Source organism: Cupriavidus sp. HMR-1 (assembly GCF_000319775.1).
Classification (GTDB): Bacteria; Pseudomonadota; Gammaproteobacteria; order Burkholderiales; family Burkholderiaceae; genus Cupriavidus; species Cupriavidus metallidurans.
Window position 1 is genome coordinate 1 of sequence record NZ_ANKP01000047.1, and the last position, 26647, is coordinate 26647.

The window sequence follows — 26647 nt, forward strand, 5'->3', positions numbered from 1 at the left end:
CGCCGCGGCGGGTGCGGCGGCAGGGACAATCGCCGGTGGCGTGGCGCATCGCCAGCAGCGCCGCCAGGCCGTAGCCACCAGTGCGCAGATTCAGGCGAACAATGGCTGGGCCGTGACGTCGTACTGGCAAGCGTGGCGCGCCTGCATGACGGGCCGCGGGTACTCGGTGCAGTAACTGGCGCGGCGGCGTGCGTTGACAAGCGGCGCCCTGCGGACCACCGCTTGTCAGCGCGTTACGCCTCGCTCATGGCCGGATCGCTGATGGCGTGCTTGCCAGTCTCCACACGGCCAGAGAAACGACGATAGAACGACGCATCACTGCTGCACGTCACGGCAAAGTCATACCACTGCCCGCTGGCCTGCAGTTCCCAGTGCTGGGTGGTGCTGGCGCCGGCGGCCACGTTCGCGGTCCACGGACCGTCCTGGCGGTAGACCACCGGCGTCACCGTGAACACGCACGGCTGACCGCCCGTGTTCATCAGGTCCACGTAGACATTGCCATTGGCCACGTCGTAGCACACGCGGATTTCCGGCGCGGCCTGCGTGCCGGTCAGGCGGTTCAGGTCGCCCTTGAAATGCCGATGGAAGCCGTTCGGGCCCAGCACCCATAGGTCGTACTTGCCAAAGTTGTCACGTGCGGCGTCCCAGGTGTCCGACAAGGTCTTGCCCGCCTCGACGGTATAGCGGCGCGGGATGCGATCGAGCTTGAAGCCGTCGTACACGTGGAAGACGGCAGCCTGCGTGCCCGAGTTCGCGAATACCAGTTCCACCTGACCCGAAGCACGGCAACGCGCGCTGGTATGCAGTTCGTATGGCAAGGCTCGCGACGGACGCGCACCGGCGGCCTGCAGCGGCAACTGCATGTCGCGCGGCACCGGCACCTGCTGCAGCTTCTGCTGGTCCGCGCGCAGCTTGTCGGCAAGCTCTCGCGTGGTGCGGCCGCCCAGTGTCGGCATGGGCTCGTTGTTCGGCGTCTTGAAGTTGAACGCGCTGGTCAGGTCGCCGCAGACCGCGCGGCGGAACGGGCTGATGTTCGGCTCGCGCACGCCGAATCGGGCCTCAAGGAAGCGCAGCACCGACGTATGGTCGAACACCTGCGAATTGACCCACCCGCCGCGGCTCCACGGCGAAATCACATATAGCGGCACACGCGGACCGGGGCCGAAGACGCGGCCATCCGGCGCGGGCTGGCCCGTGCTGCCGGCCGGCGCGCCTTGCGTGAAGTACTCGGCGGTCAGGTCCGCATCCGCCAGCGTGGTCTTGCCCGCATAGGTGCCGTCCGGGTTCTTTGACGGTGCCGACGGCGAGGGCACATGGTCGAAATAGCCGTCGTTCTCATCGAAGTTGATCAGCAGAACGGTCTTGCTCCAGACATCCGGATTCGCGGTCAGGGCGTCCAGTACCTCCTGCAGGAACCACGCGCCTTGCACCGGGCTGGATGGCGACGGATGTTCACAGTAGATCGACGGTGCGTTGATCCACGACACCTGCGGCAGCTTGTTGTCGAGAACCGCCTTCCTGAAAGCGTCCAAATACTGGTCCGGCTTGTCACCCGGCAGCGTGTTCGCCACGCCCTTGTACAGCGGATTGGCGGCATTGTCGGTGGCGGCGTCATAGGCGTGATACGGCACTGCCTGGCCGGTATTGGTGTAGGGCTTGCCCGGCGAGCCGCCGCTGGAGACCGGAAAGCCCGATGCCAGGTTCGCGCGCCGGAACGTCTGGAACGCGCCAAGCATGTTGTCGCCCCATTCGTCGGGCATGTTCTGATAGCTGATCCAGCTCACGCCGGCTTCTTCCAGCCGCTCGGCATAGGTCTTCCACGTATAGCCGATGTTTGCGTCGGCCGGCACGCCATTGATCGCATCCCACTCGTTGTTGACGAAAGCCACGTTCTGCGGCGTCGCGCCGTTGGTCCCCGAGATATGGAACGAGCGGTTCGCGTCGGTGCCGGTGTGCATCGAGCAGTGATACGCGTCGCAGATCGTGAAGGCATTGGCCAGCGCGAACTGGTACGGGATCTCCTGCTCCTTGAAGTAGCCCATCGACGTGTCGGTTTTGGCCACCGGCCAGCGGGACATGCGACCGTTGTCCCAGGCCTGCTGGCTGTCCGCCCACGCGTGCGGCGTGCCGGACGTGCGTTGGGCGTTGTTGGCCGTGCCATCGAGGTGGTAGGGCGTGATGACGGTGCCGTTAGCGCGCTCCTGCTGCCAGACCTTGCGGCCATTGGGCATCGGAACCGTGATCCGGTCACCGAAGCCACGCACGCCGTTGAGCGTGCCGAAGTAGTGGTCGAACGAGCGGTTTTCCTGCATCAGGATCACCACGTGCTGAACGTCGTTGATCGTTCCCGTGACGTTGCTGGCGGGAATCGCCAGCGCACGGCGGATGCTCGGCGGAAATGCAGCGAGGGCGGCGGCGGAAAAGGCGGCACCGGTGCTGGCCTGCAAGAACTTGCGGCGCGAATTCATGATGTCATCGAGTGAGGGTTGAGCCGTGCGCGCATTCAGGGCGCGCAGCGCATGTCCGGCTTGGCCGGCTCGGTGGGGCTGGGAGCGCCGTCGGGCGTGGAGGGCTGCTGAGGGGGCGAGACAGGCTGCTGAGGTGGGCTGTCATCGTTGCCGCCGCAAGCGACAGTGCCGATGGCCACCAGGCTGGCGACCAGCAGCGCCCGGATCAAACGCATACGTTGCATGGGGTCCTTGGCATGAGGAATGTCTGGGGTGCTTTGAAAGCCCCGCAAGCCTAAGGACCGAAGATGACGCTACCGTGACTACATGTGTGTCAGGTAGGGCGATGCATCGATGCGGCTATACGGCGATACGCCACATCGATGCATCAGGAAGGCACGTGGTTCGTGCTAGAGCACCGCGCACGCTTCCGGCGTGGCAACGATGGTCATGCTTGGGCGCTCATCCTCGCGCAACAGCACGCACAGATAGCCCGTCGTGAGGTCATCGGGTCCAGGCTTCTCGCGCCACAAGGGCGGCAGTGCCACGGCGGTGGTGTGCGGCGCGCCAGTGCCGCTATCGCTCCATGTAATGGCAATGGGCGCTTCCGGCTTCTTGCCGAGGAAGCAATAGGCTGGCATCGATTGCGATTGGCGGGGTGCGGGTCCGGTCTCGCACTGGCCCGCGTGCACGGCCAGCACGTCGTGATTGGTGCGATTGACGAGCACGACCTTGGTCCAGGGCCAGGGCTCCTGGAACGGGCTCAGGGTTTCGGCGGTTGGCACTGCGCACGCGGACAGGGCGCCGATGGCTGCCACGGCCATCAGGCGCGTGGCGATCGAGCGGAAAGCATTCATTGGGCGCTGCATATCGGGGGAGCCTGGGCTACACCCGAGCGAGTTACGACGGCGCACAGGGTAGGCCGTACCACTACGCCACGACTATCAAAGAAATTAGAAAAACAGCGCGACACCGGTATCCAGTCAATGTCGCGCCCACGCACTTTCTAAGTTCTTTGATAGCCGAGATCGGCACGTCGCCCTAAGGTGTGCGCTTCTTCCGAACGAACCTCCAGACATGATCAATCACTGCCGTCCGGCCGTCCGGGTCTTTGGTATTGCGCTGCTGATCGCGGGCGCTGGCCATGCTTATGCGCAACTCGCGAGCGACATGGCATCGCCAGCATTGCCTGACTGGTCGCACGTATGCCAGGGCGCCGGAGTGGCCGCGAAACCCGCCGGCTGCCATGCTTCCGATGGTCCTGCCGGCAGCAAGTACAACCTGCTCTACGCAAACGACATATCAGAGGGCGATGAAGGCGAAGCCCCCTACACCCCCGCCAGCCAGCCGCTCCGGCACGCGCACGAAGATGCCAGCCGGGACGCGCCGCGTGACAACGCCTCCGGCAACTGACCGGTCGGCGCATTGCGCCCGAGCTTTCGAGCTTCAGACAACAAGACGATTCGATGAAACTGCGCCCCTATCTGTTGGCAGGCATTCTCCTGCTTGCATCGACCGAACCTGCTTTTGCGTCCGCGCTCCGTGGCAAGACCCTGGAGACCGTGGCGAATGCCATCTCCTGGGTGGTACTGATCTTCGTGCCGATGGCGGGGATCTACCTGTTCTGGATGCTGCATATCTGGCCCGAGAAGATTGCGCATCGCAAGCGGCATCCGCAGAAGGAGGCGATCCATTCGCTGTGCCTGCTTTCTCTGTTCTTCGGGGGGCTGCTGTGGCCGCTGGCCTGGCTGTGGGCCCATACCAAGCCCGTGTTCTACCGGGCGGCCTACGGCACCGATCAGGCGCCGGAAGACGCTGAAGCGCCCGGCGAGATTCGCGCCGGAAAGGAGCCGATCTGAATGGATGCGCTGATACTCGGTGTCTACGCGCTGGCCGTCTGGCTGGTCTTCTTCAAGTTCAAGTGGCTGCCGTGGAACACCCCGACCATGGTGATCGTGGTCACCATTCCGGTGGTGGCGATGACGGTGCTGGTCCTGACGCTGAACGTGGTGGCGCCGTCCTCGCATGACGTGCGCGTGGTCGGCAAGGTTCTGCAGGTGGTGCCGCAGGTCCGGGGCCGCATCGTCGAACTGCCGGCCGAAGGCAACCGAAGCTACAAGAAGGGCGAGGTGCTGCTGCGTATCGATCCAACGCCATATCAGGCGTCGGTCAGGCAGCTCGAAGGCCGGCTGATGGCCGACGATGCGGCGCTCGCCGAAGCCGAGGCGGCGGCACGTCAGTTGAGTGAATCGGTGCGGGGCGCTGCGGGGCGGGTGAGTGCCGTGCAGGCCAGGCTGTCGCTGGCCCGCAGGCGGGTCAGCGAGCACGATGCGCTGCTCGCCGCCGGTGCCGGGTCGAAATTCGACCGTGAGGAAGCCAGCGCTCGCGAGCACGAACTGGAAGGCGATCTGCTCAGTGCCCAGGCCGCGGAGGAAGAGGCCCGGCAGAAGCTATCGGCCAAAAGCCAGGGAGAGTTTGTCGCGATCGCCACCGCGCGCGCCAAGCGCGCCGAGACCGAAGTCATGCTCGAGAACGCCCGCTGGGAGCTGGAGCAGACGGTCTATCGGGCGCCGTCGAACGGCCGCGTCGTGAACTTGCAGGTGCGCGTCGGCACCATGCTCGTGCCGTTCCCGTTCTCCCCGGCATTCAGCTTCGTGGAGGATGAGCAGGAGGTCCTGGCCTTCTATCATCAGAACGAGCTCTACAACGTCAAGACGGGCGATCTCGCTGAAATCTATCTGCCGACGGCCCCGGGCGAGATTATCAAGGCCCGCGTCGATTCGATCGTCTGGGCCCAATCGCAAGGCCAGTTCGCGCAGGGCGGCATGATTCCGAACACCGGGGCCACGGATGTGGTGCCGAACCGGTTCGCGGTCAAGCTTGCGCTCCGCGACGAATCGAGCGGACTGACGCTGCCCGTCGGCGCGGTGGGTGCTGGCGCGATCTACACGGAGCGCATGGAGATGTTCCATATCATCCGCATGGTCTTCCTGCGCGTCAGTTCCAAGCTGAACTACCTCGTGTTCAAGCTGCACTAGGCCACGGGAGACAAGCTTATGTCGTCATCTCAGATCAAGAAGTCCCTGCTGCTGGCGCTGCCGGTTGCCATGCTTGCCGGGTGTGCCCTGCAGACCCCGCCAAAGGGCGAGGACCTTCGCCAACAAACCGTTCCCTCGCTCGAAGGGCGGGCCGGGTGGGCAAACCCGACATCGGGCGCCGCTGTCGCCGATGGCTGGCTTGCCGCGTTCGACGATGCCGAACTGCAACGGCTCGTGCGGGAAGCCATCGCGCACAACGGCGATCTGCGACTTGCGGAGGCGCGTGTGCAGCAGGCGCAGGCGCTCGTTGCCATCGCACGGAGCGGGCTGCTGCCAAGCGCCGGCGTGAAGGGCAGGGCGGGCAACTCGGAAACGCAGATCCTCTCCATCGGCGCAAGCTGGGAGGTGGACCTGTGGGGGCGCATCCGCGCCGAGTCCCGCTCAGCCGAATCGCAATACGCCGCTACACAGGACGACTATCTCTGGGCGCAGCGCGTGATTGCGGCGACCACTGCCAAGGCATGGTTCTCGCTGATCCGATACACCGTGCTCGAAGACCGGTTGCGGCAATCCGCCACCATTCAGGAGGAACTGGTGCGAATTGTCGGCCAGCGGGTGACCATCGGCATTGCGCCGGAGACCGACCTGCTGGAAGCCAGGAACACCCTGCACGCACAGCGCGACAGTATCGAGAAGGCCGCACTGGCCAGGAGCCAGGCCGCGCAGGCGCTGGAGCTGCTGCTGGGCCGCTACCCGGCCGGAGACATCGCGACGGTGCCAACCCTGCCTGCCATGCCGCCAGCGCCGAATGCGAGCCTGCCGGCGAGTGTGGTCGAGCGTCGCCCCGACCTGACTGCCGCCGCGCATCGCGTTGCGGCGGCGTTCGACATGCGGCAATCGGCGGAAGCCGCACGTCTGCCGCGCATCTCGATCAGCGCGGCCGTTACCGGCATCCGCAGCGATGTGTTCCTGCTCAATCAGGCCGGTAGCCCGGTCAAGGGTCTGAATGGTGCCTTCTTTGCCCCGATCTTCATGGGTGGGGAGTTGAAGGCCCGTGTGGACTACTACACGGCAGAGCAGAAGGCGGCACTGATCGCCTATGGCAACAGTGCGCTGCGGGCGCTGGGCGAGGTCGAAACCGGGTTACGGGCAGAGTCTGGCTATGCCGAACGCACCAGGCAACTCCGCGAGCGCGTGAACGAGCGTCGGGTGCTGGTGCAGCGAGAGGAAACACGCGTGACGATCGGCGCGTCGGACACACGGAGTCTGCAGCAGCAGCGGCAGACGCTGGTGGCGGCCGAGATGGATCTCGTGAATGTGGAAGCCGATCACCTTGATCAGCGCGTGGCGCTATTGCTGGCGTTGGGCGGGGACTGGAGGCCGGAAGCCGGTACAGCTACAGGTACGGCTGCAGGTACGGGCGCGGGTACATAAGAACCCGGGCACTGTGACTAGTCACAGTAGACGCCTTCACGGCGACCTTTCATCATGCGGGCAGGTTTCCAGACGACGAAGTCACCCCCATGCAACCCCGCAAGTGGCACACCAATCTGCTGATCCTGTTCCTGGCAGGCTGGTCGCTGGTATCGCTCATCGGGGTGTCGGTCCTGATGATCCGCGCGCCGATGCCGGTCGATCCGGCCGATTGCCTGTTGTTTCTCTGGACGCCGATCCTGATCGGCTGGGCGTCCTGGCTGCTGTTCCGGCAGCACCGCTATCAGGCGCTGCCGCTATGCATCGTGCCGGCGATGTACATCATGACGGCCGTTCGCTTGTCGCAGGGCCGGCTGAGCTTCGTGAACTGGCGCGTCAACTTGTGGAACCTGACCAGCTTTCCCCTCGGCTATGGCCTGTGCGCGGCGTTCTTCCTGGCCTGCGCGTTCTATGCCGCGCGCCTCGAAGCCAGGGCCTCCGCCTGAAACCATTGTGGGTCAGGCGGAGACGACTGGCGAAGTAAGCCTTGAAGGACGGCTTACATGTGGACGTTGAGGGTCAGCACTGCCGAGCGCCCCGGTGCCCACGTGGCGTAGATCGGGTAGGCCGACGAGTAGTACTTCTTGTCGAAGATGTTCTGCAAGTTCAACTGCAAGTCCATGGTCTTGTCGAGGCGATACGTCGCAACGGCATCGAAGCGGGCGTACCCCGGCGTCCACTTGCGCGTGGTGGCCGTGACCGATGCGTAGGTAAGGCTCGAGAACGTGGCGCCACCGCCAATCGACAGCTTGGGCAGCACGTCATAGTAGGTCCACAGCACGAAGTTGTGCTTGGGCACCATCACCATCGGCAGGCCCGAGGCGGTCGGGTTCGCCGGGCCGGCGTCGGTGGTGATCGCGTCCAGGTACGAGTAGCCGCCGAACACGCGCCACTGGTTGGTCAGATTGCCCGCAAAGCCGAGTTCGGCGCCGCGCACGCGCTGGCTGCCCGCGTTGACCGTGCCACCCAGGCCATCGCTGACGCGCGCGTTGGTCTTGTCGGTCTGGAACAGCGCGGAAGTCAGCGAGAGACGGCGGTCCAGCACATCCCACTTGGCACCCACTTCGATATTGCGGCTGCGTTCCGGCGAAAGGTTCTGGTTGGTCGCGGTGATCTGGTCGGTGCCGCCACCCAGACCGCTATTCGCACCCGGCGGATTGGCCGACGTGCCATACGAAGCGTACAGGCTGACCGTCTGCACCGGCTTGAACACCAGACCAAGCTGGTAGCTGAACAGGTTCGAGATATTGTTCAGGTCTGGCGCGCCTGCCTGCGTGGAGGAGACATCGAAGCGGTCGAATCGCGTGCCGGCATTGAACAGCCAGCGCTCGCTGAGCTTGATGCTGTCGAACAGATAGGCCGATGCCACGTTGGTATGCGTGTAGGTCGGCGCGCCCGGGAATCCCTTGTCGCCATTCAGCACGATGCTGCCGGTCCACGGTGCGTTGGAGTCCCATCCGCCAATCGGCGTGCAGTTGTAGGCGACCGTGCATGGTCCGCCCGAGCGAATATTGTTGCCGGCGCTGTCGCTCACAAGGTAGCCCTCGTACGTGCTGCGTTCCCAACTGAATTCCATCCCGGCGGACAGACTGTGTTCCATGCCAAACAGCGTGGCCTTGCCTGAAACCTCGGTCTGGTTCGCCACGCTGTTGGTGGCGTACTTGCCGCTCTTGGCCTGCAGTTGCAGGATGTTCGGATTGCTGCTGAGGAACTGCGGATTGGTGGCCACATAGTCCAGCGTCGAGCGGCCGAACATGGTGGTATTGCGCAGCTTCCAGTTCTCGTCGAGGCGATGTTCGACGCGGATCTCGCCCGTATCGGTCTGGCCCCGGCGGTAGTCCCGGTTGCTCAGGCCATAGAACTGCGAGCGATCGATGCCGCTGTTCGCGCCAGGCGTGCCACCGGTCGATCGGAACGGCACGCTGAAGTCCGGCATGTCGTAGCTGTTCAGGTGATAGTAGCTCACGTACACCGTGGTGGGCGAGTTCAGGCCGAATGCCACCGACGGCGACACGCCCCAGCGCTTGCTGTAGACGTTGTTGCGACCGGGCTGGTTGGCGTCGTATCCCATCACGTTCAGACGTACCGCGGTCTCGTCATTGATCTTGCGGTTCATATCCACGGTCGCGCGCTTGTAGGCTTCGGTGCCCAGGCCAAGGCTGGCGTTCGTGAAATCGTCGAGACGGGGCATCTTGGTCACGATGTCGATGCTGCCGCCCACCGCGCCACGGCCCGCGTACACCGAATCCGGCCCCTTGACCACGCTGATCTGCTCGACGGCAAACGTTTCACGGTTCTGCACGCCAGAGTCGCGCATGCCATCGACGAAGATCGAGTTGCGCGACTCGAAGCCACGGATCACGGGGCGATCCGCAGACGGATTCGCCGCGGCATCGCCACCCAGGAACGTAACGCCCGGCACCGTCTTCAGTGCTTCGGCGAACGTCGTCGCGTTGGTCTGCTTGATGACCTCCTCGGGGATAACCGTCACCGAGCGCGGCGTGTCCAGCAGCGGCGCCACGAACTTGTATGACGGCAGCTCCTTGGTCTGCAACGGCGAATCGGCCGTGACCACAGCGGTCGGCAACGTCGCCTCCGTGGATTTCGCGGACGGCGGGTTATCCGTGGTCTGGGCAGATGCGGACTGGGAGGCTGCGAATCCGGAGCAGCAGAGGGCACACGCGTACGCGACCAGGCGTACACGCGATGTGGCGTGGGCTGACATGACGATGGGAGGGAAGAGGAAAAACAAGAGGCGGCTTGCCCCCGATGAGGTGTCTAATACACGACAAACCGGGGTATTAAGTGCGAATCATTATTGTTTACAAGCGGATTGTATTGGGGATGTCACAATTTGTAAACGTTCGCTAAAAACCCCCCATGCCACTCATGGGCTCTCGGCGATGTCTCACCGGGATCGTCATCGGGAATTTGCCGTGCCGAAAAGGTAGCTTGCCGAAGGGAGCCCTCGTGATCTTCAGGCCCTATTCCTCGGGGGGGACAGCCGCCACCTGCCCGCCGCCTTCACGGGCTTGCGGCTTATGGCTTACGGCCGATTGCGGTTGCCGAAACGTGCCAGGCAGTGCCAGGCTTTCTTGAGCATCTGCGGATCGTGGCGATCGGCGCGCGCCGCTTCGCCTATTCGCGCGGGCGTCAAGATGCCATTGCCCGCCAGTGATGCCGCGAATTCGGCTACGGCCTCGCCGCGGTAGGCGGCGTCACGGCTCAGTTGATCCGCATCCGCAAGAAATCCGGCATGCCATTCGACGCGACAGGGCAATGCGAGCGCGAGGGCCTCGACCTCAGTATTCCGATACGAGGGATCGAGCACGATCGCCTCCACGTCCTGTGCGAGCAGCACGGGGCCATGAACATGCGCTTCCACATAATGGTCGAGCGGATCATCGCGGCCCGCGACGGCGGCCAGCCGCTCCGCCAGCGCAAAGCGATCGGCCACTCCAAAATGCGTCGGCTCATAGACGCTGTCCGGGTGACAGAACGTGGCGCGGGCCAGCACTCCGGCGGCAAGCCGCAGGTGTGCCGAGCCAAAACGCGGCGCGGCGCCTGCCCCGGCGTGGTCGATATTGAGCGCGCCATAGCGTGGCCGGTCGGACGGCGGGGCCGCGTCGTAGGCCCGTCCGAAGATCCGGCTCTCCCAATGCCAGCGGTCCCCGCCGGGATACGCGGTCAAGCCGCCATTGCTCGTGCCGGTTTCGAACTGGGATCGATAGACGCCATCGTTAGCCATTGCCGCCAGCAGCGGTCGCCCCTCAAACATCCGGTCCGGATGGAAGTTCAGCGTGACTCGCCAGGTCGGATCAATGGGACTGCCGCCGCATTGCCCGGCGACATGGGCCAATGCGCGATCTGCGGGCGAGCTTTCGGAAGACATATGTTTCGAGGCTGGCGATAGGGCGGGGGGCGGGGGCTGGAGTCGATTCTAGCGTAGCCCCGTCACGCAACCCCTTCGTCGTCGGGCTGAGTTCAGCGGCACCGACAGCGTCATTTGCGGTCCCGGTCCAGCCAGTCGATCCGGTCGATCTGCGACTTCACCGGGCGGAGCGTCCGGAGTCGCCTGTGCTACTGACCCAGGATCGCACCACGCACGTTCTGCACGTGCGCGGTGCCGGCAGCTTCGGCGGCATCGGGTTCGCCCGCCTGCACGGCCGTGGCGATGCGCTTGTAGTCATCCAGCCGCATCTGCCGCAATGACGCCAGCCGATGCTGTGCATGGACGATCGGCATCTGGATTGTGGGAAAGAGCCGCCGCAATTCGCGGTTATCGCCCATATCCAGCAGGGTGCGATAGAAATGACGCCTCGCGGTGGAAAACGCTTCGCCGTCGTGGGTCTTTTCCGCGGCCACGAGCGCCTGCACCGATGCGCGCAGCGCCTGCGCGAGTGTCCGGTCGCTGCTTCCCCGCGTGGCGGCGCGCGCGAGCAGGCCAGTCATGCGTTCCGCCACATCGAGCACGTCGAGTGTCTCCTGCAGGCTCAGGCGCCGGATGATGGCGCCGCGATGGCGCGGCAGGTCAACGATGCCCTCCGCAGCCAACCGCTGCAGCGCTTCGCGCACGGAATTCCGCCCCACGCCGAACTGCTCGACGAGATCGGTTTCCACCAGCCGCTGGCCAGGCACGAACGTGCCAAGTTCCAGACCATTCATGATCCCGAAGAACACCGAGTCCGATGCGCTGCGGCTTGCTGGGCCTGCGTTGACGGGCGAATCGATCGACATGGCGAGGGATGGAGAGGTCGAATGTGGCACAGGGCGCGATTCTAGCGGAAAGGTTGTGGCAATACCGGCCGGTGAGGCGCCACATCCATTGACATAGGATGAAATCATCCTACAATTTGCCCCTACCATGCAATTGGAAGGAGACAGGGGATGAAGGAGACACGGCTCGGACTGGCCGGCAAGCGGGCGCTGGTCACCGGCGCCTCGAGCGGGCTCGGCGCGCATTTCGCGCAACGGCTGGCCGCGCATGGCGCGGAAGTGGTGCTTGCGGCACGGCGAGTGGATGCGCTGCAATCGGTGGCGAAACAGCTTGAGCCGTATGGCCGCGCCCGTTGCGTGGCGCTCGACGTCACCAGCGCATCGTCGCGCGCGGCGATGGTGGAAGAAGCGGGCCCAATCGACATCCTGGTCAACAACGCCGGGCTGGTTCGCGAGGGCGCTGCCCTCAAGCATTCGGAAGAAGACTGGGATGTGGTGCTGGACACCAACCTAAAGGGCATGTTCTTCATGGCGCAGGCGCTGGCCTCCGGGATGCGCGAACGCGGCGGCGGGAGCATCATCAACGTGGCGTCGATTCTCGGGCTGCGGCAAGCGGGCGGGGTAGTGTCCTATGCCGTGTCCAAGGCAGGCGTCGTGCAACTGACGCGGACACTGGCACTGGAATGGGCACGCCACGGCATTCGGGTGAACGCCCTCGCGCCCGGGTACATCGATACTGAAATCAACCACGACTTCTGGCAGACCGATGCGGGCAAGGCCCTCATCCAGCGCATTCCGCAGCGCCGGCTGGGGCAGCCCGAGGATCTCGACGGCCCGCTGTTGCTGCTGGCATCCGATGCCTCGCGCTACATGACGGGTGCCGTGCTGCCGGTCGACGGCGGGCAGCTGGTCAATACACTTTGAGAGGAATGGCATTCATGTTCACACCCTGTCCCACCGAACGCAGCCGTGACATCGCGGATCGCGTCGAGCGCTTCGTGCGCGACGTGGTCGCGCCGTACGAACAAGATCCGCGCTGCACCGCTCACGGCCCCACCGAGGAACTGGTGCTGGAGCTTCGCGCCAAGGCACGTGCCGCTGGCGTCATGACGCCCCACATCCTGCCCGACGGCGGGCACCTGAGCCAACTCGAGACCGCCGCCGTGCTCAAGCGCTCGGGCCTGTCGCCGCTTGGTCCGGTCGCCGTCAACACCATGGCGCCCGACGAGGGCAACATGTTCCTGCTAGGCAAGGTGGCCACCGCCGCGCAAAAGGCGCGGTTTCTTGAACCGCTGGTGCGCGGCGAGGCACGCTCGGCGTTCTTCATGACCGAGCCGGCGGAAGAAGGCGGGGCGGGATCGGACCCCTCGATGCTGAGCACCACGGCGGTACGCGACGGCAACGACTGGGTACTCAACGGTCGCAAGAAGTTCATCACCGGCGCCGAGGGTGCGCGGGTGGGCATCGTGATGGCGCGTACCGGCGACGGCGAGCGCGCGCAAGCCACCATGTTTCTGCTCGACCTTCCGCATCCCGCCATCCGCACCGAGCGCGTGATCGACACGATCGACAGTTCGATGCCCGGTGGCCACGCGCAAGTACTCATCGATGGATTGCGCCTGCCGGCCGATCAGGTGCTGGGCGAGGTCAACGAAGGGTTCCGCTATGCGCAGGTACGGCTGTCACCGGCCCGGCTTTCGCACTGCATGCGCTGGTTCGGCACGGTCACGCGCGCGGACGAGATCGCGCGCGCCTATGCCACCACGCGCAAGGCGTTCGGCAAGCTGCTGATCGACCATGAGGGCGTGGGCTTTATGCTGGCTGAAAATCTGATCGACCTGCAGCAGGCGGCGCTGATGATCGACTGGTGCGCGGGCGTGCTCGACACCGGCTCGGCGGGCACGACGGAAAGCTCGATGGCGAAGGTGGCCGTCTCCGAAGCACTGTTCCGCGTGGCGGACCGCTGCGTGCAGATTCTGGGCGGCAACGGCGTTTCCCGCGACACCATCGTCGACCAGGCCTTCCGCGAGTTGCGCGCGTTCCGGATCTACGACGGCCCGACCGAAGTCCACAAGTGGTCGCTGGCGAAGAAGATCAAGCGCGACACGCTGCAGTCCTCGCACCATGGCTGAGCGCATGGGTGAAGCCATGGCGGCCCGCTAGGGCCATCGCATCATGGCGACGCGATCCTCCCCGGTCCAGCGCGCGCTTGCCGTGCTGCGGGCGCTCTCCGACCCCGAAGTGCGACGCATGAGCGACGTGGCACGCGCCACAGGCCTGGACCCGGCCACCACGTCGCGCCTGCTCGACCTGCTGGTGCAGGAAGGCTTTGCCACACGCGATGCCAGGCGCCACTATGGCATCGGCCCGGAGGTGTTCCAGCTTGCGGATGTCGGGCAGCGGCGTGTGGACCTGCGCCAGCTTGCGCGACCCGCTCTGGAACGGCTCCAGGACGCCTTCGGCGATACGGCGGTGCTGACGGAAACCAGCCGCGGCGAAGCCGTGTGTTCGGAGGTGATCACGGGCACGTATCCCGTTCACGCCAATTACGTGACGGTGGGCACACGACGTCCGCTCGGGGTTGGCGCGGGCAGTCTGGCGGTGCTGGCGTGGCTGCCACCGGCCGAGCGCGCGCGACGCCTGCAGCAAACGGCCCGCAAGCTGGCCAACTACCCGCAACTCAATGCGGCATCCATTGCTGCCGAGGCGGACGCCGCGTGCGCGCGCGGCTACGTGCTGTTTCTGGATTGGGTGGTGGAGGGGATGGGCGGCATCGCCGTGCCGATCCTCGACTACGACGGCTGGCCCATCGGCGCGTTAAGCGTGGCGGCCCTGAGTACCCGCATCCGCAGCCGTGAGGCCGCCATGGCACGCCTGCTACGGCAGGAAGCGCGCCGCATCACCAGCGCATGGACGCGCGCCGTAGTGCCCGCAGGGGGCACTCAACGTGCCGGCCCGCGAAGCAGGGGTGCAAGCGCATCCGGAATCTCCACTTCGAAGCGCAGCACCGCGCTGGCCAAGGCCTTGCCGTAGTTGTCGATCGCCAGGCTGCGGGACACCCCACCACCGAGCGCGCCCTCAGCCACGAAGTTGAGGACCTGCAGGCCATCCACGTCAAACCGTGTGACCGGCCCCGTGATCAACGTGCCGTAGTGCGCCTTGAACGCGTCGGCCGTCAGTTGCTGCTTGATATGCGGATAGAACTCCGGCGCGTAGGCAATAACGGCCGTGTTCGAGGTATTGCCCTTGTCGCCGGAGCGGCTGTGGGCGAGGCGGCGCAGCGGAACGCGCATGATGATGTCTCCCGATCAGGTTGGCAGGGTCAGACGAACTGGACCCGCGACTGGATCAGCGCGCGCGGCACCAGGGCCGACCACACGCCGATAATCTCGCGCGTGCGGTCCTGATGGGGCACGCGCTTGCCGGTGGAGGCCAGTCCGCATACGGCCATGCTGTCGATTTCCCGCCCCACCTTGGCCGCTTCTTCCTTCGTGCGGGTGCGGGCCGCCACACGTACCGCGATCTCGTTAGGCTCGCACGCCGGTTCTGGCGAAGCCACGCCGTGCACGGCATTGACGCCGAGGAAGTCGATACGCAACTCGTCGGCCCGCAGATTCGCCATGGCAAACCGTTCCTCGAGAATGCGCTTTGCCAGCTTCGCCTTCTCCAGGCAGCCCGGGCCGGCATAGAAGAACATGTCCTCGCCGATATGCCCTTCGGTGCAGCCCAGCGACACCTTGAGCGTATCGGTACGCGGCAGGCCGCTGACTCCGCTGATGCGTACGCGGTCGGGGCCAACCTGCTCCAGCACGGCGGTCGAGAAGTCCACGATGACATCCGGCGTGATATAGCGCCGCGGATCGTGAACTTCATAGAACATCTGCTCCTTGACCGTTTGCAGGTCGATGCGGCCACCGCTGCCCGCCACCTTCGCGATCACGGCGCTGCCGTCGGCCTCCACCTCGGCGATCGGAAATGCCAGGTTCCACGGCTCGGGCACGTCCTTGTAGCCTGGATCGCCGAAGTACCCGCCGGTCACCTGTGCGCCGCATTCGAGCAGATGGCCGATAGCACTGCCCCGCGCCAGCAGGGCGACGTCGTCCGGCTGCCAGCCGAAATGATGGATCATCGGCGCCAGGAACAATGACGGATCGGCAACCCGCCCGGTGATCACGATCTGCGCGCCAGCTCGCAGTGCTTCGACGATCGGACCGGCGCCCTCATACGGCTCCGCGCTGATCAGCGTTTCCCGCAGCGTCGACACATGGGCGCCGGTCTCGAACAGCGTGAGATCGAGTTCGCAGATGCTGCCCGTGAGATCGGTCGTGGTGACGGCGGCAATTTTCACGCCGGGCAGGCCGAGTTCCTCGCACAATTCCGCGACGCGCCTGGCCGCGCCAAGCGGGTGAATCCAGCCCTGGTTGCTGATAATGCGTGTGCCATTGGCAATGCAGTGGGGCAACACGGCACGCATCCGGTCGTCCAGATACGTGTCGTAGCCGCCAAACGCGGGATCGCGTCGCTTGCGCACCTGCGCGGCCGATACCGTTGCCTCGGCCATGGTTTCAAAGCAGAGGTAGTCGAGCTTGCCGAGACGCGCGGACCGTTCCGCCGGCTCGACGCGGTCTCCCCACCAGCCGGATCCGGAGCCGATGCGAAGCGTAGTCTTCTGGGTCATGACTTCAAGTGTCCTGGTTTGACGATGGAGCGAGGGGGGTGCCGCTCATTGCGCCTTGATGCCGGCGCTCTTGATCACGCGCGACCATTTCTCGGTATCGGCCTTGATTTCGGCGGCAAATGCGGCGGAGCCTTCGCCGCCCGGCTCGGCACCAAGTTGCTCGATGCGTTTGCGCACGTCAGGCATGGCCAGCGCCTTGTCGACCGCCTGCTGGATTTGGCGCACGCGCTCCGGCGGCGTGCCCGCTGGTGCCAGCAGACCGAACCACGAGTTGACTTCGTATCCGGGCAGCCCGGATTCACGCACCGTCGGCACGGCGGGCAGTACCGATGCCCGCTTGATGCTAGTCACCGCGAGCGCCTTGACCTTGCCGGCCTGGATCTGCGCAAGGGCGGAGGGCAGGTTGTCGAACATCAGGTTGACCTGTCCCGCAAGCAGGTCGGTCATCGCGGGGGCAGCACCCTTGTAGGGCACGTGCTGCATGGTCGTGCCGGCCATCGCGTTGAGCAGTTCCCCCGAAAGGTGAGGGGAGCCCCCGGTGCTCGTCGACGCGTAGTTGATCTTGCCGGGCTCCCGCTTGGCCAGCGCAATCAGCTCGCCGACTGAGTTCGCGGGCAGCGTGCTGTTGACCAGCAACACGTTCGGGGAATTGGCGACCAGCGTGACGGGCGCGAAGTCCTTCGCGCTGTCGTACGGCATCCGGGCATAGATGAACTGGTTCGTGACCTGCGTGCCAAGCGTGCCCATCAGCAGCGTGTAGCCGTCTGGGGTTGCGCGCGCGACCGCCTCAGCGCCGATATTGCCGCCCGCGCCGGGCCGGTTGTCGACGATGACAGACTGCCCGAGCACTTCGCCCGACTTCTGCGCGATCAGGCGCGCGAGAATGTCCGTTGTGCCGCCCGGGGTGAACGGAACCACGAGCCGGATCGGCTTGGTCGGGAACGCTTCGGTGGCGCCGGCCGGCGCGTTGGCCGCGATGCAGAGAAGCGGCAGGACGGCGGCCAGCAGACGCTGGCGCGGGAAGGTAATCATCGGCTGTCTCCTGTATGCAGGCATTGGTTTCATCGATGGAAACTCTATGCGGCACATGGTAGGAAGCAGCCGGAAACGGCGTCAATCAATCGGCCGAAATTTTCAATGGATGAAAATTCGACGGTCACCAATGGCGAGCGGCTGGCGCATCGCGAACAGCGCCTGCGCTGTCAGGTCTGCCCGCTGAGTGCCTAGGATCTGCCAGCTGCGACAAGGGGTCGCATCCATCCGATATCGGGGCACTGACGCAGGTCAAGGCCGGTATAGTCGCGACTCCACATCATTCCGGACGGCGGCTGATTGCACACCGGATGCTCAGGTCTGGATCGCCTTGCCATCAACCAATCAGCCTTGCGAGCATATCGCTCGCGCCTTCCGTAGTCGGTGACTTGTCGCCGCAGCTGGACATGCACCGTCGTACGAAACACCACCGCTTCGAGTTTTCCTGATGCGCCGACAGTCGTCTTATCGCACTGCCTGGCTGGGGATTCTCGCCATTCTGCTGGCCACGCTCATGCCGCTCGCGTCGACGCTCGTGAGCGGCGCAAAGCTGCCTGTCGACGCGGTCTGCAGCGCGGCCGGGCACCAGACCGGCGGCCAGAATGAGGCTTCGCTCGAGGATTCGTTCGCCGCGCACTTCAACCATTGCGGCTATTGCGGCCTGCTCGCGCATTTGCCTGCGCTGGCGACCGCGTCAATCGACACCACTCCGGCAAGCGTCGTCACGTCTGCTGCCGTGCTGCCCCGCCTGCCCGCAGGGGTGCGGCACCGGCGCTATCTGCGCCGCCCATCGCGCGCGCCGCCATTCAGCATCTGAACACGCCTAAACCGTCCTTCTGATTCTTATCACGCCCTCGCTCGCGATGTCATCACGAGCGGGTGGGTGTCATTGCGCTGTTCAAATGCTTATCCCAAACAAAATCCAGCGTGCCTGCGCGCTGTCTCCGTTCGATCGCGATCGCTATTCGCATCGCGCATCGGTCCTTCTGCTCTCGCTCGTTGCCTGCGCACCCTTTGCCAGCCGTGCCGCCGAGCACACGGAACATACCGAGCACACCAGCAACGACGCCGCGGCCGAAGTTGTGCTGCCGACTGTCGAGGTCTCCGCGAGTCCCCTCAATATCCCAATCGTTGTCGTGACGGACCCCAAGGCACCGCGACAGCCTTTGCCCGCGAGCGACGGCGCCGATTACCTGAAAACCGTGCCCGGGTTCACCGCGATCCGCAATGGCGGCAGCAATGGCGACCCCGTCCTGCGCGGCATGTTCGGGTCTCGACTCAACATGCTGGCCAACGGCGCGCCGAGCCTGGGCGCATGTCCCGGCCGGATGGACCCGCCCACCTCGTACATCGCCCCGGAGAGCTACGACAAGGTCACCGTGATCAAGGGCCCGCAGACCGTGCTCTACGGCCCGGGCGCATCGGCCGGCACAGTGCTGTTCGAGCGCGAGGCGCCACGTTTCGACAAGCCCGGCGTGCGCATGGATGCGAGCCTGGTGGGCGGATCGAATGGCCGCAATGACGAGAACCTTGAAGTCACTGCTGGCACCCCCGAAGTCTACGGACGCCTGAATGCCAACAAGTCGTACGCCCAGGACTATCGCGACGGCAATGGCAATACCGTGCCTTCGGCCTGGAGCAAGTGGAATGCGGACGCGGCGGTGGGCATCACTCCCGATGCCAACACGCTCATCGAACTCGCCGCCAGCACCGGTGACGGCAACGCCCGCTACGCCGGGCGGGGCATGGACGGGGTGCGATTCAAGCGCGACAGTTTCCAGTTGCGCTTCAAGAAGCAGAACATCGGCGAGTTCCTCCGCCGCGTCGACGCCGAGGTGTATTACAGCGATGCCGACCATCGCATGGACAACTACACCTTGCGGACACCACCTCCAGGCAGCATGGCCATGGCGTCAGACGTGCGCCGCCGTACCGCAGGCGGTCGCATCGCCGCGACCTTCGACCTCAGTGCGAACGTGCAATGGGTGGCTGGCTTCGATGCGCAGTCGAATAGCCTCGATACCCGCTCGGCCATGGGCGTGCTGAGCCCGTCGTCGATGCCATGGAATCCGTCGGCGTCGCTTTCGAACTATGGCCTCTTCAGTGAACTGACCTGGGAAATCAATGACGCGCGGCGCGTGGTTGCCGGGGCACGGCTGGACCGCTCGGGCGCCACGGACGAGCGTGCCACGGTCAGTGGGTCGATGGGCATGATGAAGATGCCGAATCCCACCGTGGATGAGTCGCGCACGCGGCTGCTGCCGAGCGGCTTCCTGCGCTACGAGCACACGCTCGCCGATTCGCCGATGACCTGGTACGCGGGTCTCGGGCACACCGAGCGCTTTCCTGACTACTGGGAGCTGTTCTCGCCGAAACGTGGCCCGTCTGGGTCGACGAACGCGTTCACAGGCATCGAGCCCGAGAAGACCACCCAACTCGACATCGGCGCCCGCTATCGCACCAAGACACTGGACGCTTCGATCTCCGCGTACGCCGGTTATGTCAACGACTTCATCCTGTTTTCCTATGGCTCCGGCGCGACCGCGAACCTGTCGCAGGCCAGCAATGTCAACGCGCAGATCATGGGCGGTGAGGTCAGCACGTTCTGGTACCCCAGCGCGAGCTGGAAGGTCGGCGGGTCAGTCGCCTATGCCTGGGGCCGCAACGTGGACAGCGGCGACCCGCTGCCGCAGATTCCGCCACTCGAGATGCGTCTGAGCGCCGATTACACGTGGCGCGAGTGGTCGGTCGGCGGTCTGTGGCGCGTCGTGGCGCCGCAGCGTCGCTATGCGCTGCACAAGGGGAATGTGGTCGGTCAGGATTTCGGGCCGAGCGCCGGCTTTGGCGTGGTCTCGGTGAATGCGCAGTACAACTTCAACAAGAGCGCGCAGCTGTCGATCGGCATCGACAACCTGTTCGACAAGGCCTACACCGAGCATCTGAACCTCGCCGGTAACGCCGGCTTCGGCTACGCCGCCTCCACGCCGATCATGTCGCCGGGGCGGACGTTCTGGGGGCGGTTGCGCATCAAGATCTGAGGGCAGGGCGGCAAAAGTAGAAAGTGGGCGGAGAAGCATGGCTTCCCGCCCACCAATGCCGCGCGGCAGCGCCGACGGTTAGACCGCTTGCAGCGCCTGGTCGATATCAGCCAGCAGGTCGTCGATGTGTTCGATGCCTACGCAGAGGCGAACCGTATCCAGTCCCACGCCCGTCTGCGCCAACTCTTCCGGGGAAAGCTGGCGATGCGTCGTGGAAGCGGGGTGCGTGGCCAGCGACCGCACATCGCCGATGTTCACGAGGCGCGTGAACAGCTGCAGCGCATCCAGGAACCGGGCGCCAGCCGCCCGGCCATCACCATCGGCGGCCTTGACGCCGAACGTGAGCAACCCCGAAGCCTTGCCGTTCATGTACTGCTTGGCGAGCGCGTAGTCCTGGTTGTCCTCGAGCCCCGCGTAGTTGACCCAGCCCACCTTGGCATGCTGGCTCAGGTGCCGGGCCACCGCGAGCGTGTTGTCGTTGATCCGATCCATGCGCAGGCCAAGCGTTTCGATGCCTTGCAGGATCAGGAAGGCATTGAACGGCGACAGCGCCGCGCCCATGTTTCGCAGCGGAACCACACGAGCCCGGCCGATGTATGCCGCGGGGCCGAAGGCCTCCGTATACGTCACGCCGTGATAGCTGGCATCCGGGGTATTGAGCTTCGGAAAGCGCGAGGGGTACTTCGCCCACGGGAACTTGCCCGAATCGACGATGGCTCCGCCAATGCTCGTGCCATGACCGCCGAGGTACTTCGTCAGCGAGTGAACGACGATATCCGCGCCATGCTCGAACGGGCGAAGGAGGTAGGGCGTGGCGACGGTATTGTCGACGATGACCGGCACACCATGCCGCTTTGCGATCGCCGCAATCTTCGCGATATCCGTCACGTTACCCGCCGGATTGCCGATCGACTCCACGAACACGGCCTTGGTCCGGTCGTCGATCAGTGCCTCGAAGCTTTCCGGGCGACGGTGATCGGCAAACCGTGTCGTAACGCCAAACTGCGGCATGGTATGCGCCAGCAGGTTGTAGGTGCCGCCATAGAGCGCCGAGGAAGCGACGATATTGTCGCCGGCCTCGGTGATCGTCTGGATCGCCGCCGTGACCGCTGCCTGGCCGGATGCGACTGCCAGCGCTCCAACACCGCCTTCCAGCGCCGCGATCCGCTTCTCAAGCACGTCGGTCGTCGGGTTCATGATCCGGGTGTAGATATTCCCCGGCACCTTCAGATCGAACAGGTCCGCGCCATGCTGCGCGTTGTCGAAGGCGTATGCCGCCGTCTGGTAGATCGGAACTGCCACCGCCTTAGTCGTGGGGTCAGGGCTATATCCCGCGTGGACCGAACGCGTTTCGAATTTCCAGTTTTCAGACATTGATCAAGCACTCCCAGGTTTCACCAAAAGACAGCCTTCTCGGGGTGGCATAGCGCCTCCGGAGATCACGGGCATGTTACCCGGAGTCATGGTGGCAAGGTGAAATACGAATCACTCATATGCATATGCCATACGCAGCATGTGAGTCGGGATTCAAATGGATATTGGGATTTTTCGCCGTGAATCTAGGAAATTTCTGTGTCCGATTGGCGCCCCCGCTGCGCTAAATTTGGCCTCATCCACCAGGCGATGAGCCGCCCTCGGACCCGCTAGCCAAGCTTGCCCGACCCGATCCGTGGGAACTCCGAAATCGTTTCTCACGCGCCGAATGCAAAGCCGGGGACCGACGCCTCGTCGCCGAGCGGTCGGGCACACCCACGATTTTTCAACCCATTCCTCGTCCCGGGCATGACCTCATGAAAGAGACACTTCGCCACGCCGCCTCCCGATGCCGGCGCTGGACGCTGGCCGTCCTGTTCCTGTTGCTTGGCCTTGGCCTGATGCAGCCCGCCATGGCGTTGCCGGCAAAGCTGTCCGTCGGCATGCTCACCAACGGCTGGCCTCCGTTCTCGATGCTCAACGCCGGTCAGGCCGAAGGCATCGGCATGGATTTTCTTCATGAGGCCCTGCGCGGGCATCAGATCACATACACCGTGAAAGGGTATCCCGACATGGCGTCCCTCCTCGCGGCCTTGTGCGCAGGCGATGTGGACGTGGTGCTCAATGTTGCCATCACGCCGGCACGACGTCGGTGCCTCTCCTTCTCCGAGCCATATTTTGATGGCGATGCCGTGGTGGTCGGTCGTCCCTCCGCCGTGTTGGAAGAGGACCTGCTCGCGTCCATGCAAACCGGCCGCTTCGCGATCGAACCCGGTTACTACATGGAGGGCATTCTGCGTCAGCGTTATCCGAAGGCGAGCATGGTGCCCATCAAGGATACGACCGATGGATTGCGCGCCATCGTGAACGGGCGGGCGGACTACTACGCCACCCTGCAGCCAGTGGCCGAGTACGCAATGGTTTCACACGAGTTTGCGGGACTGAAGATCCTCTCGCGCTACCGGGAACCAACAGGAGCCATTCACTTCGCATTCCGATCCAACGCAAAGGAACTACGTGATGCGACCAACGCTGGCCTGGGGGCCATCGATCCGACTCGCCGCGCCGCCTTGCTGGCACGCTGGATGACCTCGCAGGTCGCCTCGCCCGACAAGCCCCAGAAGTTCTTCCTGACCGACGAGGAGCGTGCGTTCCTGAAGTCGTTGCCGACGCTGACGGTCGGCGTCGACGCGGGGCTCGCGCCGTACACGTACCTGGACGAAAGTGGCCGCGCCAGCGGCATAGCGATTGACTATCTGACTTACCTTGGCGAGACGCTGGGCGTCCGCTTCCGGCGCCAGCCGACGAGTGACATGCAGCAGACCGTCGAGGCGCTGCACCAGGGCAAGATCGATCTGATGGCCGTTGCGGTGCCGGAGGACCCCACGCTGCACGGCTTGCCAGTATCCCGTCCGTACTCGACGTTTCCAGTGGTGGTCGTGGGCAGAAACTCGGCCTTGCCGCTCGCACACCTGCGCGATCTCGCTGGAAAGCAAGTTGTCGTCACCGACTCTGGTGGGGTTGGCGATTTTGTCCGGCACGAGGTACCGGGCGTGAAGCTGGAGATCGCCCCGAATGTCCACGCCGGTCTCGACATGGTGGCGCAGGGGAAAGCCGATGCCTATGTAGACGACATCGTCTCGACCGACATCGAATTAAGACGCAGTTTTGCCGGCAAGCTGCGTGTGATCGGTTCGGGCGAGCACATGCTCAACAGCGGCTTCGCGGTCAACCCCGCGCTAGCCGGGCGACTGCTGCCATTGATCAATCGCGCGCTCTCCGTGTTGCCGGAAGACCGCCGGCTGGATATCCAGAATCGTTACGCCGGCACCAGCTACGTGCTCGAAACGTCGTGGCTGAATGCGCTCTGGCGCGCGAGTCCGATCCTGATCGGGCTGTTGGTCATCGTCCTGATCCTGCTTCGTTCCCAACGCCTGTACCGCAAGGAGGCTTCCATTCGTCGCGAGGCCGAGCGGGAGCTTTCGACCCAGTTGCGCTTCCAGTCGACGCTGATGGATGCCATCCCCTTACCCATTGTCGTCAGCAACAAGGACGGCCGGTATCTGCGGTTGAACGCATTCTCGGAATGGATCACTGGGCGGTCATGGGCCGATATCGTGGGACACACCACCACAGAAGTACATTTCTGGGGCGAGGCGAACAGCGCGCGGGTGGAGGAGGCGAGCCAGCGGGCCATCGACACAGGCAGGCTGGTGCAACTCCAGTTGCAACTGCAGGACAAGGAAGGCCTGGAGCGGCATTTCCTTCTCTATATCAAGCCCTTTGTCTGCGAAAGCAATGTCGAGGGACTGATCAACACCGGTGTGGATGTGACCGAAATCCGGCAAGCAGAGCTCGAGGCACGCGAAGCGCAGGGCCGTCTGGCCGATGTCACACGCTACCTGCCGATCACGGTGTTCCAGGCACGCCAGTCGGGCCACCTCGGCCGGGGGCCGATATGGGTGAGTGGCAATACCACGGACCTGTTCGGCGTCGACGCCGAAACCCTGGCGGTCAATCCCCCCACGATCGATGCTTGTGTGCATCCCGAGGACCGGATGTCCCTGCGTCGCGCCATTGCCACGGCGCGGCGGGAGCTTCAGGTTCTGAACCACGAAGTGCGCCTGCGCAAGCTGGAAGGGTTTCGCTGGACGCGCTTGCAGGCCGTGCCCCGTATCGAGATCGACGGCAGTGTGCTCTGGAACGGCTATTGGCGTGACACCCAGGCCGAGCATGAACGCGCGGCCGCACTGGCCAGCGCCAAGGAGTCCGCGGAAGCGGCATCCCGTGCCAAGGATAGTTTCCTGGCAATGATGAGCCATGAGATTCGCACGCCGATGAACGGTGTACTGGGGCTTGCGGAACTGCTTTCCCATACGTCCCTGACGCCGGAGCAATCCGCCACGGTCGGCATGATGGGAGATTCGGCAAGCGCGTTGCTCCAGATTCTCGACGATATCCTGGACTACTCGAAGATTGAAGCCGGCCGCATCGACATTGAGTCCCAGCCATTGGATATCCGCGAGCTTTGCGATTGCACCATCGGTGTGCTGGCGACCCGCGCGCATGAGAAAGGCCTGCATCTGCGGCTGCATGTGGGGGCGGATGTTGCCGCTGTGGTACTAGGCGACAGCGTGCGCCTGCGCCAGGTCCTGTTCAACCTGCTCAGCAACGCCATCAAGTTCACCGAAAGCGGCATGGTGTCGGTGTCCGCCGAGGTGGTACAGGAAACGGAGACCGTGCAAACCCTCCGGTGGCGCGTGACCGATACCGGTATCGGCATCGAGCCGCAGAGCCAGAACCGGCTGTTCGATCCTTTCGTGCAGGCCGATACGTCGACCACGCGCCGTTTCGGCGGCACGGGCCTTGGCCTGGCAATCTGCCGGCGTCTGGTGCAGTTGATGGGTGGGCGCATCACACTGAAGAGCGAGCCCGGCATCGGCACCCAGGTCGAAGTCGAGTTGAGCCTCCCGATCAAGGAAAGACGCTATTCAAAGCCGCCGCTGGCGGGCATCCAGTTCGGGGTCCGGTTGCGGGATCGCGCGGTGGGCCAAGCGCTGACGGACTTCCTGTCTGCCGCTGGCGCGACCAACTCTACAAGCCCGGACGCGCGTGACAAGCCGCAGTTGCTGTTCCTCAACGACGGCGAGTATGCGCCGCCGTCGCCGGTCGGGCAGGCCAGTCCCATCGTGGTGCATGTCACAGAAAAACCCAAACTGGCGGGCTACCGGCTGACAGAATCGGATGTCCGCCTGAGCAGCAATGCTCTGAGCTGGCGCGCGATCAACGCGGTCACGACTGCCGCCATGCAGGCCCGGGCGCGCACTGTCGCCACCCCGACGCAGGCCAAGCTGAAGCCTGTTGCGCACGCAGTGACGCGCGAACAGGCGCTGGCATCTGGCAAGTTGATCCTGGTGGCGGAAGACCACGAAACCAATCGCATCCTGCTGCAGCATCAACTGAAGCTGCTCGGTTATGCCTGCGATGCCGTGGTCGACGGGCAGCAGGCACTCGACGCCGCCGAGAAGACGGCCTATGCGATGCTGATCACGGATTGCCACATGCCGAACGTCAATGGCTATGAACTGGCAAGACAGCTTCGCGCCCGCGAAGCCGAAGCCAAAGCCGGAACGGACGCCCATCGCCTCCCGATCGTCGCGATCACGGCCAGCACCGAAGCCGAAGAAGTCCAGCGCTGCAGGGAGGCCGGCATCGACGAGTGCATGTTCAAACCGACACAGCTCAATGCCTTGCGCGCGTGTCTCCAGCGATGGAACCCAGACAACCAGGACGCCGACGGGCGCACGGGGTCCGGCAAGGCCTGACCTAGGCTGGGATACAGCGGCTGCATGTCCCTCCCCGGAGGCCGCGGCAGCGCCACGGACGATCAACTCAACGTCGTCTACTGCCTCTGCCGCGGCGCGTCAGGTTGAGCAGGTGGAGCGGGGCTGGGTGCTGGCGTATCGTAGACGTCGGAGGCCGGCACGTTCATGCGTGGCGGCGCGGGGGCAGGGGGCATGGCGTGATTACGTTGCGGGGCATTGCACCCGGCGATCAGACCCGCCGCAACGGCTCCGAGGCTCCATCGCACCAACGGAAGAAAATCCATGCCTGCCTCCTCCTTGTCAGACTCGTGCTACCAGCATAGTCATTTTCTGGCGATGAGGCTGGCCCCATTGCCAGCGTGGGCCCCCATGAAGCAAGGAATTGCCTAAAGTATTCAGCATGGCCGCCGTTGATGGATAAACAACG

21 protein-coding genes are annotated in these 26647 nt (G+C 64.5%); 11 read left to right on the top strand and 10 right to left on the bottom strand.

Annotation, left to right across the window (positions count from 1 at the left end; all coding sequences use genetic code 11):
* Positions 1-233 precede the first annotated feature (233 nt).
* The 3 genes from D769_RS06920 to D769_RS06925 all read right to left on the bottom strand — a co-directional run bounded on the left by D769_RS06920 (position 234) and on the right by D769_RS06925 (position 3304).
* Positions 234-2468, bottom strand: coding sequence for a phospholipase C, phosphocholine-specific (locus D769_RS06920; protein ID WP_008643468.1), 2235 nt, complete (start codon positions 2466-2468; stop codon positions 234-236).
* Positions 2469-2503: 35 nt separating this feature from the next.
* Positions 2504-2692: a hypothetical protein gene (locus D769_RS30895; protein WP_035883619.1), complete on the bottom strand. Its 189-nt coding sequence runs from the start codon at positions 2690-2692 to the stop codon at positions 2504-2506.
* Positions 2693-2857: 165 nt separating this feature from the next.
* On the bottom strand, positions 2858-3304 hold the full coding sequence (locus D769_RS06925; RefSeq protein ID WP_008643470.1) for a hypothetical protein: 447 nt from the start codon (positions 3302-3304) through the stop codon (positions 2858-2860).
* Between the two features lie 220 nt (positions 3305-3524).
* Here D769_RS06925 and D769_RS06930 point away from each other — a divergent pair, with 220 nt between their 5' ends.
* From D769_RS06930 to D769_RS06950, 5 genes are all read left to right on the top strand, one after another.
* Complete coding sequence (locus D769_RS06930; protein WP_008643472.1) at positions 3525-3860, top strand: hypothetical protein; 336 nt, start codon at positions 3525-3527, stop codon at positions 3858-3860.
* Positions 3861-3913: 53 nt separating this feature from the next.
* Positions 3914-4306, top strand: coding sequence for a DUF3302 domain-containing protein (locus tag D769_RS06935; RefSeq protein WP_008643474.1), 393 nt, complete (start codon positions 3914-3916; stop codon positions 4304-4306).
* Positions 4307-5485, top strand: a complete 1179-nt coding sequence (locus D769_RS06940) for a biotin/lipoyl-binding protein (RefSeq protein ID WP_008643476.1) — start codon at positions 4307-4309, stop codon at positions 5483-5485. It abuts the gene before it with no gap.
* 18 nt (positions 5486-5503) lie between these two features.
* Positions 5504-6919 carry an efflux transporter outer membrane subunit gene (locus D769_RS06945; protein ID WP_008643478.1) on the top strand — a complete coding sequence of 472 codons (1416 nt, stop codon included), beginning with the start codon at positions 5504-5506 and terminating at the stop codon, positions 6917-6919.
* A gap of 89 nt (positions 6920-7008) precedes the next feature.
* Positions 7009-7404: a hypothetical protein gene (locus D769_RS06950; protein WP_008643486.1), complete on the top strand. Its 396-nt coding sequence runs from the start codon at positions 7009-7011 to the stop codon at positions 7402-7404.
* A 53-nt stretch (positions 7405-7457) separates the two neighbouring features.
* Here the strand turns inward: D769_RS06950 and D769_RS06955 are convergent, their stop codons facing one another.
* The 3 genes from D769_RS06955 to D769_RS06965 all read right to left on the bottom strand — a co-directional run bounded on the left by D769_RS06955 (position 7458) and on the right by D769_RS06965 (position 11695).
* A complete protein-coding gene (locus D769_RS06955; RefSeq protein ID WP_040010920.1) occupies positions 7458-9683 on the bottom strand; it encodes a TonB-dependent siderophore receptor in 2226 nt (741 codons plus the stop codon).
* Positions 9684-10004: 321 nt separating this feature from the next.
* The gene (locus tag D769_RS06960) at positions 10005-10817 is read right to left on the bottom strand and encodes a DUF3626 domain-containing protein (RefSeq protein WP_234818971.1); all 813 of its coding nucleotides are present in this window, start codon (positions 10815-10817) and stop codon (positions 10005-10007) included.
* A 221-nt stretch (positions 10818-11038) separates the two neighbouring features.
* Entirely contained in the window at positions 11039-11695 is a 657-nt protein-coding gene (locus D769_RS06965) for a GntR family transcriptional regulator (protein WP_008643491.1), read from the bottom strand.
* 150 nt (positions 11696-11845) lie between these two features.
* Here D769_RS06965 and D769_RS06970 point away from each other — a divergent pair, with 150 nt between their 5' ends.
* The 3 genes from D769_RS06970 to D769_RS06980 are packed head-to-tail and all read left to right on the top strand — an operon-like array spanning position 11846 to position 14707.
* The gene (locus D769_RS06970) at positions 11846-12598 is read left to right on the top strand and encodes a glucose 1-dehydrogenase (protein ID WP_008643493.1); all 753 of its coding nucleotides are present in this window, start codon (positions 11846-11848) and stop codon (positions 12596-12598) included.
* A gap of 14 nt (positions 12599-12612) precedes the next feature.
* On the top strand, positions 12613-13806 hold the full coding sequence (locus tag D769_RS06975; RefSeq protein ID WP_008643496.1) for an acyl-CoA dehydrogenase family protein: 1194 nt from the start codon (positions 12613-12615) through the stop codon (positions 13804-13806).
* A gap of 43 nt (positions 13807-13849) precedes the next feature.
* Positions 13850-14707, top strand: coding sequence for an IclR family transcriptional regulator (locus tag D769_RS06980; RefSeq protein ID WP_008643498.1), 858 nt, complete (start codon positions 13850-13852; stop codon positions 14705-14707).
* Here D769_RS06980 and D769_RS06985 read toward each other — a convergent pair.
* From D769_RS06985 to D769_RS06995, 3 genes are read right to left on the bottom strand one after another with little or no spacing between them, the layout of a single operon-like run.
* Positions 14617-14967, bottom strand: a complete 351-nt coding sequence (locus D769_RS06985; RefSeq protein WP_008643500.1) for a hypothetical protein — start codon at positions 14965-14967, stop codon at positions 14617-14619. The two genes, D769_RS06980 and D769_RS06985, sit on opposite strands and share 91 nt — an antisense overlap.
* 29 nt (positions 14968-14996) lie before the next feature.
* Positions 14997-16352: an acyclic terpene utilization AtuA family protein gene (locus D769_RS06990; protein ID WP_008643501.1), complete on the bottom strand. Its 1356-nt coding sequence runs from the start codon at positions 16350-16352 to the stop codon at positions 14997-14999.
* Positions 16353-16397: 45 nt separating this feature from the next.
* Positions 16398-17384: a tripartite tricarboxylate transporter substrate binding protein gene (locus D769_RS06995; RefSeq protein ID WP_008643502.1), complete on the bottom strand. Its 987-nt coding sequence runs from the start codon at positions 17382-17384 to the stop codon at positions 16398-16400.
* A gap of 448 nt (positions 17385-17832) precedes the next feature.
* Between D769_RS06995 and D769_RS07000 the strand changes: the two genes are divergently transcribed.
* Both D769_RS07000 and D769_RS07005 read left to right on the top strand, forming a co-directional pair.
* On the top strand, positions 17833-18201 hold the full coding sequence (locus D769_RS07000; protein WP_008643503.1) for a DUF2946 domain-containing protein: 369 nt from the start codon (positions 17833-17835) through the stop codon (positions 18199-18201).
* A gap of 85 nt (positions 18202-18286) precedes the next feature.
* On the top strand, positions 18287-20422 hold the full coding sequence (locus D769_RS07005; protein ID WP_008643504.1) for a TonB-dependent copper receptor: 2136 nt from the start codon (positions 18287-18289) through the stop codon (positions 20420-20422).
* A 78-nt stretch (positions 20423-20500) separates the two neighbouring features.
* Here D769_RS07005 and D769_RS07010 read toward each other — a convergent pair whose 3' ends face one another.
* A complete protein-coding gene (locus D769_RS07010; protein WP_008643505.1) occupies positions 20501-21796 on the bottom strand; it encodes an O-acetylhomoserine aminocarboxypropyltransferase/cysteine synthase family protein in 1296 nt (431 codons plus the stop codon).
* A 416-nt stretch (positions 21797-22212) separates the two neighbouring features.
* On the opposite strand from D769_RS07010, the gene D769_RS07015 reads away from it, so the two are divergent.
* The gene (locus D769_RS07015; protein ID WP_008643506.1) at positions 22213-26220 is read left to right on the top strand and encodes a transporter substrate-binding domain-containing protein; all 4008 of its coding nucleotides are present in this window, start codon (positions 22213-22215) and stop codon (positions 26218-26220) included.
* The last annotated feature ends 427 nt before the right edge of the window (positions 26221-26647 follow it).

Coding starts and splice junctions, on each gene's coding strand:
- D769_RS06985 (WP_008643500.1), bottom strand. CDS start 14,967: ATGCGCGTTCCGCTGCGCCGCCTCGCCCACAGCCGCTCCGGCGACAAG.
- D769_RS07005 (WP_008643504.1), top strand. CDS start 18,287: ATGCTTATCCCAAACAAAATCCAGCGTGCCTGCGCGCTGTCTCCGTTC.
- D769_RS06935 (WP_008643474.1), top strand. CDS start 3,914: ATGAAACTGCGCCCCTATCTGTTGGCAGGCATTCTCCTGCTTGCATCG.
- D769_RS06950 (WP_008643486.1), top strand. CDS start 7,009: ATGCAACCCCGCAAGTGGCACACCAATCTGCTGATCCTGTTCCTGGCA.
- D769_RS06945 (WP_008643478.1), top strand. CDS start 5,504: ATGTCGTCATCTCAGATCAAGAAGTCCCTGCTGCTGGCGCTGCCGGTT.
- D769_RS30895 (WP_035883619.1), bottom strand. CDS start 2,692: ATGCAACGTATGCGTTTGATCCGGGCGCTGCTGGTCGCCAGCCTGGTG.
- D769_RS07015 (WP_008643506.1), top strand. CDS start 22,213: ATGAAAGAGACACTTCGCCACGCCGCCTCCCGATGCCGGCGCTGGACG.
- D769_RS06930 (WP_008643472.1), top strand. CDS start 3,525: ATGATCAATCACTGCCGTCCGGCCGTCCGGGTCTTTGGTATTGCGCTG.
- D769_RS06970 (WP_008643493.1), top strand. CDS start 11,846: ATGAAGGAGACACGGCTCGGACTGGCCGGCAAGCGGGCGCTGGTCACC.
- D769_RS06975 (WP_008643496.1), top strand. CDS start 12,613: ATGTTCACACCCTGTCCCACCGAACGCAGCCGTGACATCGCGGATCGC.
- D769_RS07000 (WP_008643503.1), top strand. CDS start 17,833: ATGCGCCGACAGTCGTCTTATCGCACTGCCTGGCTGGGGATTCTCGCC.
- D769_RS07010 (WP_008643505.1), bottom strand. CDS start 21,796: ATGTCTGAAAACTGGAAATTCGAAACGCGTTCGGTCCACGCGGGATAT.
- D769_RS06920 (WP_008643468.1), bottom strand. CDS start 2,468: ATGAATTCGCGCCGCAAGTTCTTGCAGGCCAGCACCGGTGCCGCCTTT.
- D769_RS06955 (WP_040010920.1), bottom strand. CDS start 9,683: ATGTCAGCCCACGCCACATCGCGTGTACGCCTGGTCGCGTACGCGTGT.
- D769_RS06995 (WP_008643502.1), bottom strand. CDS start 17,384: ATGATTACCTTCCCGCGCCAGCGTCTGCTGGCCGCCGTCCTGCCGCTT.
- D769_RS06990 (WP_008643501.1), bottom strand. CDS start 16,352: ATGACCCAGAAGACTACGCTTCGCATCGGCTCCGGATCCGGCTGGTGG.
- D769_RS06925 (WP_008643470.1), bottom strand. CDS start 3,304: ATGAATGCTTTCCGCTCGATCGCCACGCGCCTGATGGCCGTGGCAGCC.
- D769_RS06965 (WP_008643491.1), bottom strand. CDS start 11,695: ATGTCGATCGATTCGCCCGTCAACGCAGGCCCAGCAAGCCGCAGCGCA.
- D769_RS06940 (WP_008643476.1), top strand. CDS start 4,307: ATGGATGCGCTGATACTCGGTGTCTACGCGCTGGCCGTCTGGCTGGTC.
- D769_RS06980 (WP_008643498.1), top strand. CDS start 13,850: ATGGCGACGCGATCCTCCCCGGTCCAGCGCGCGCTTGCCGTGCTGCGG.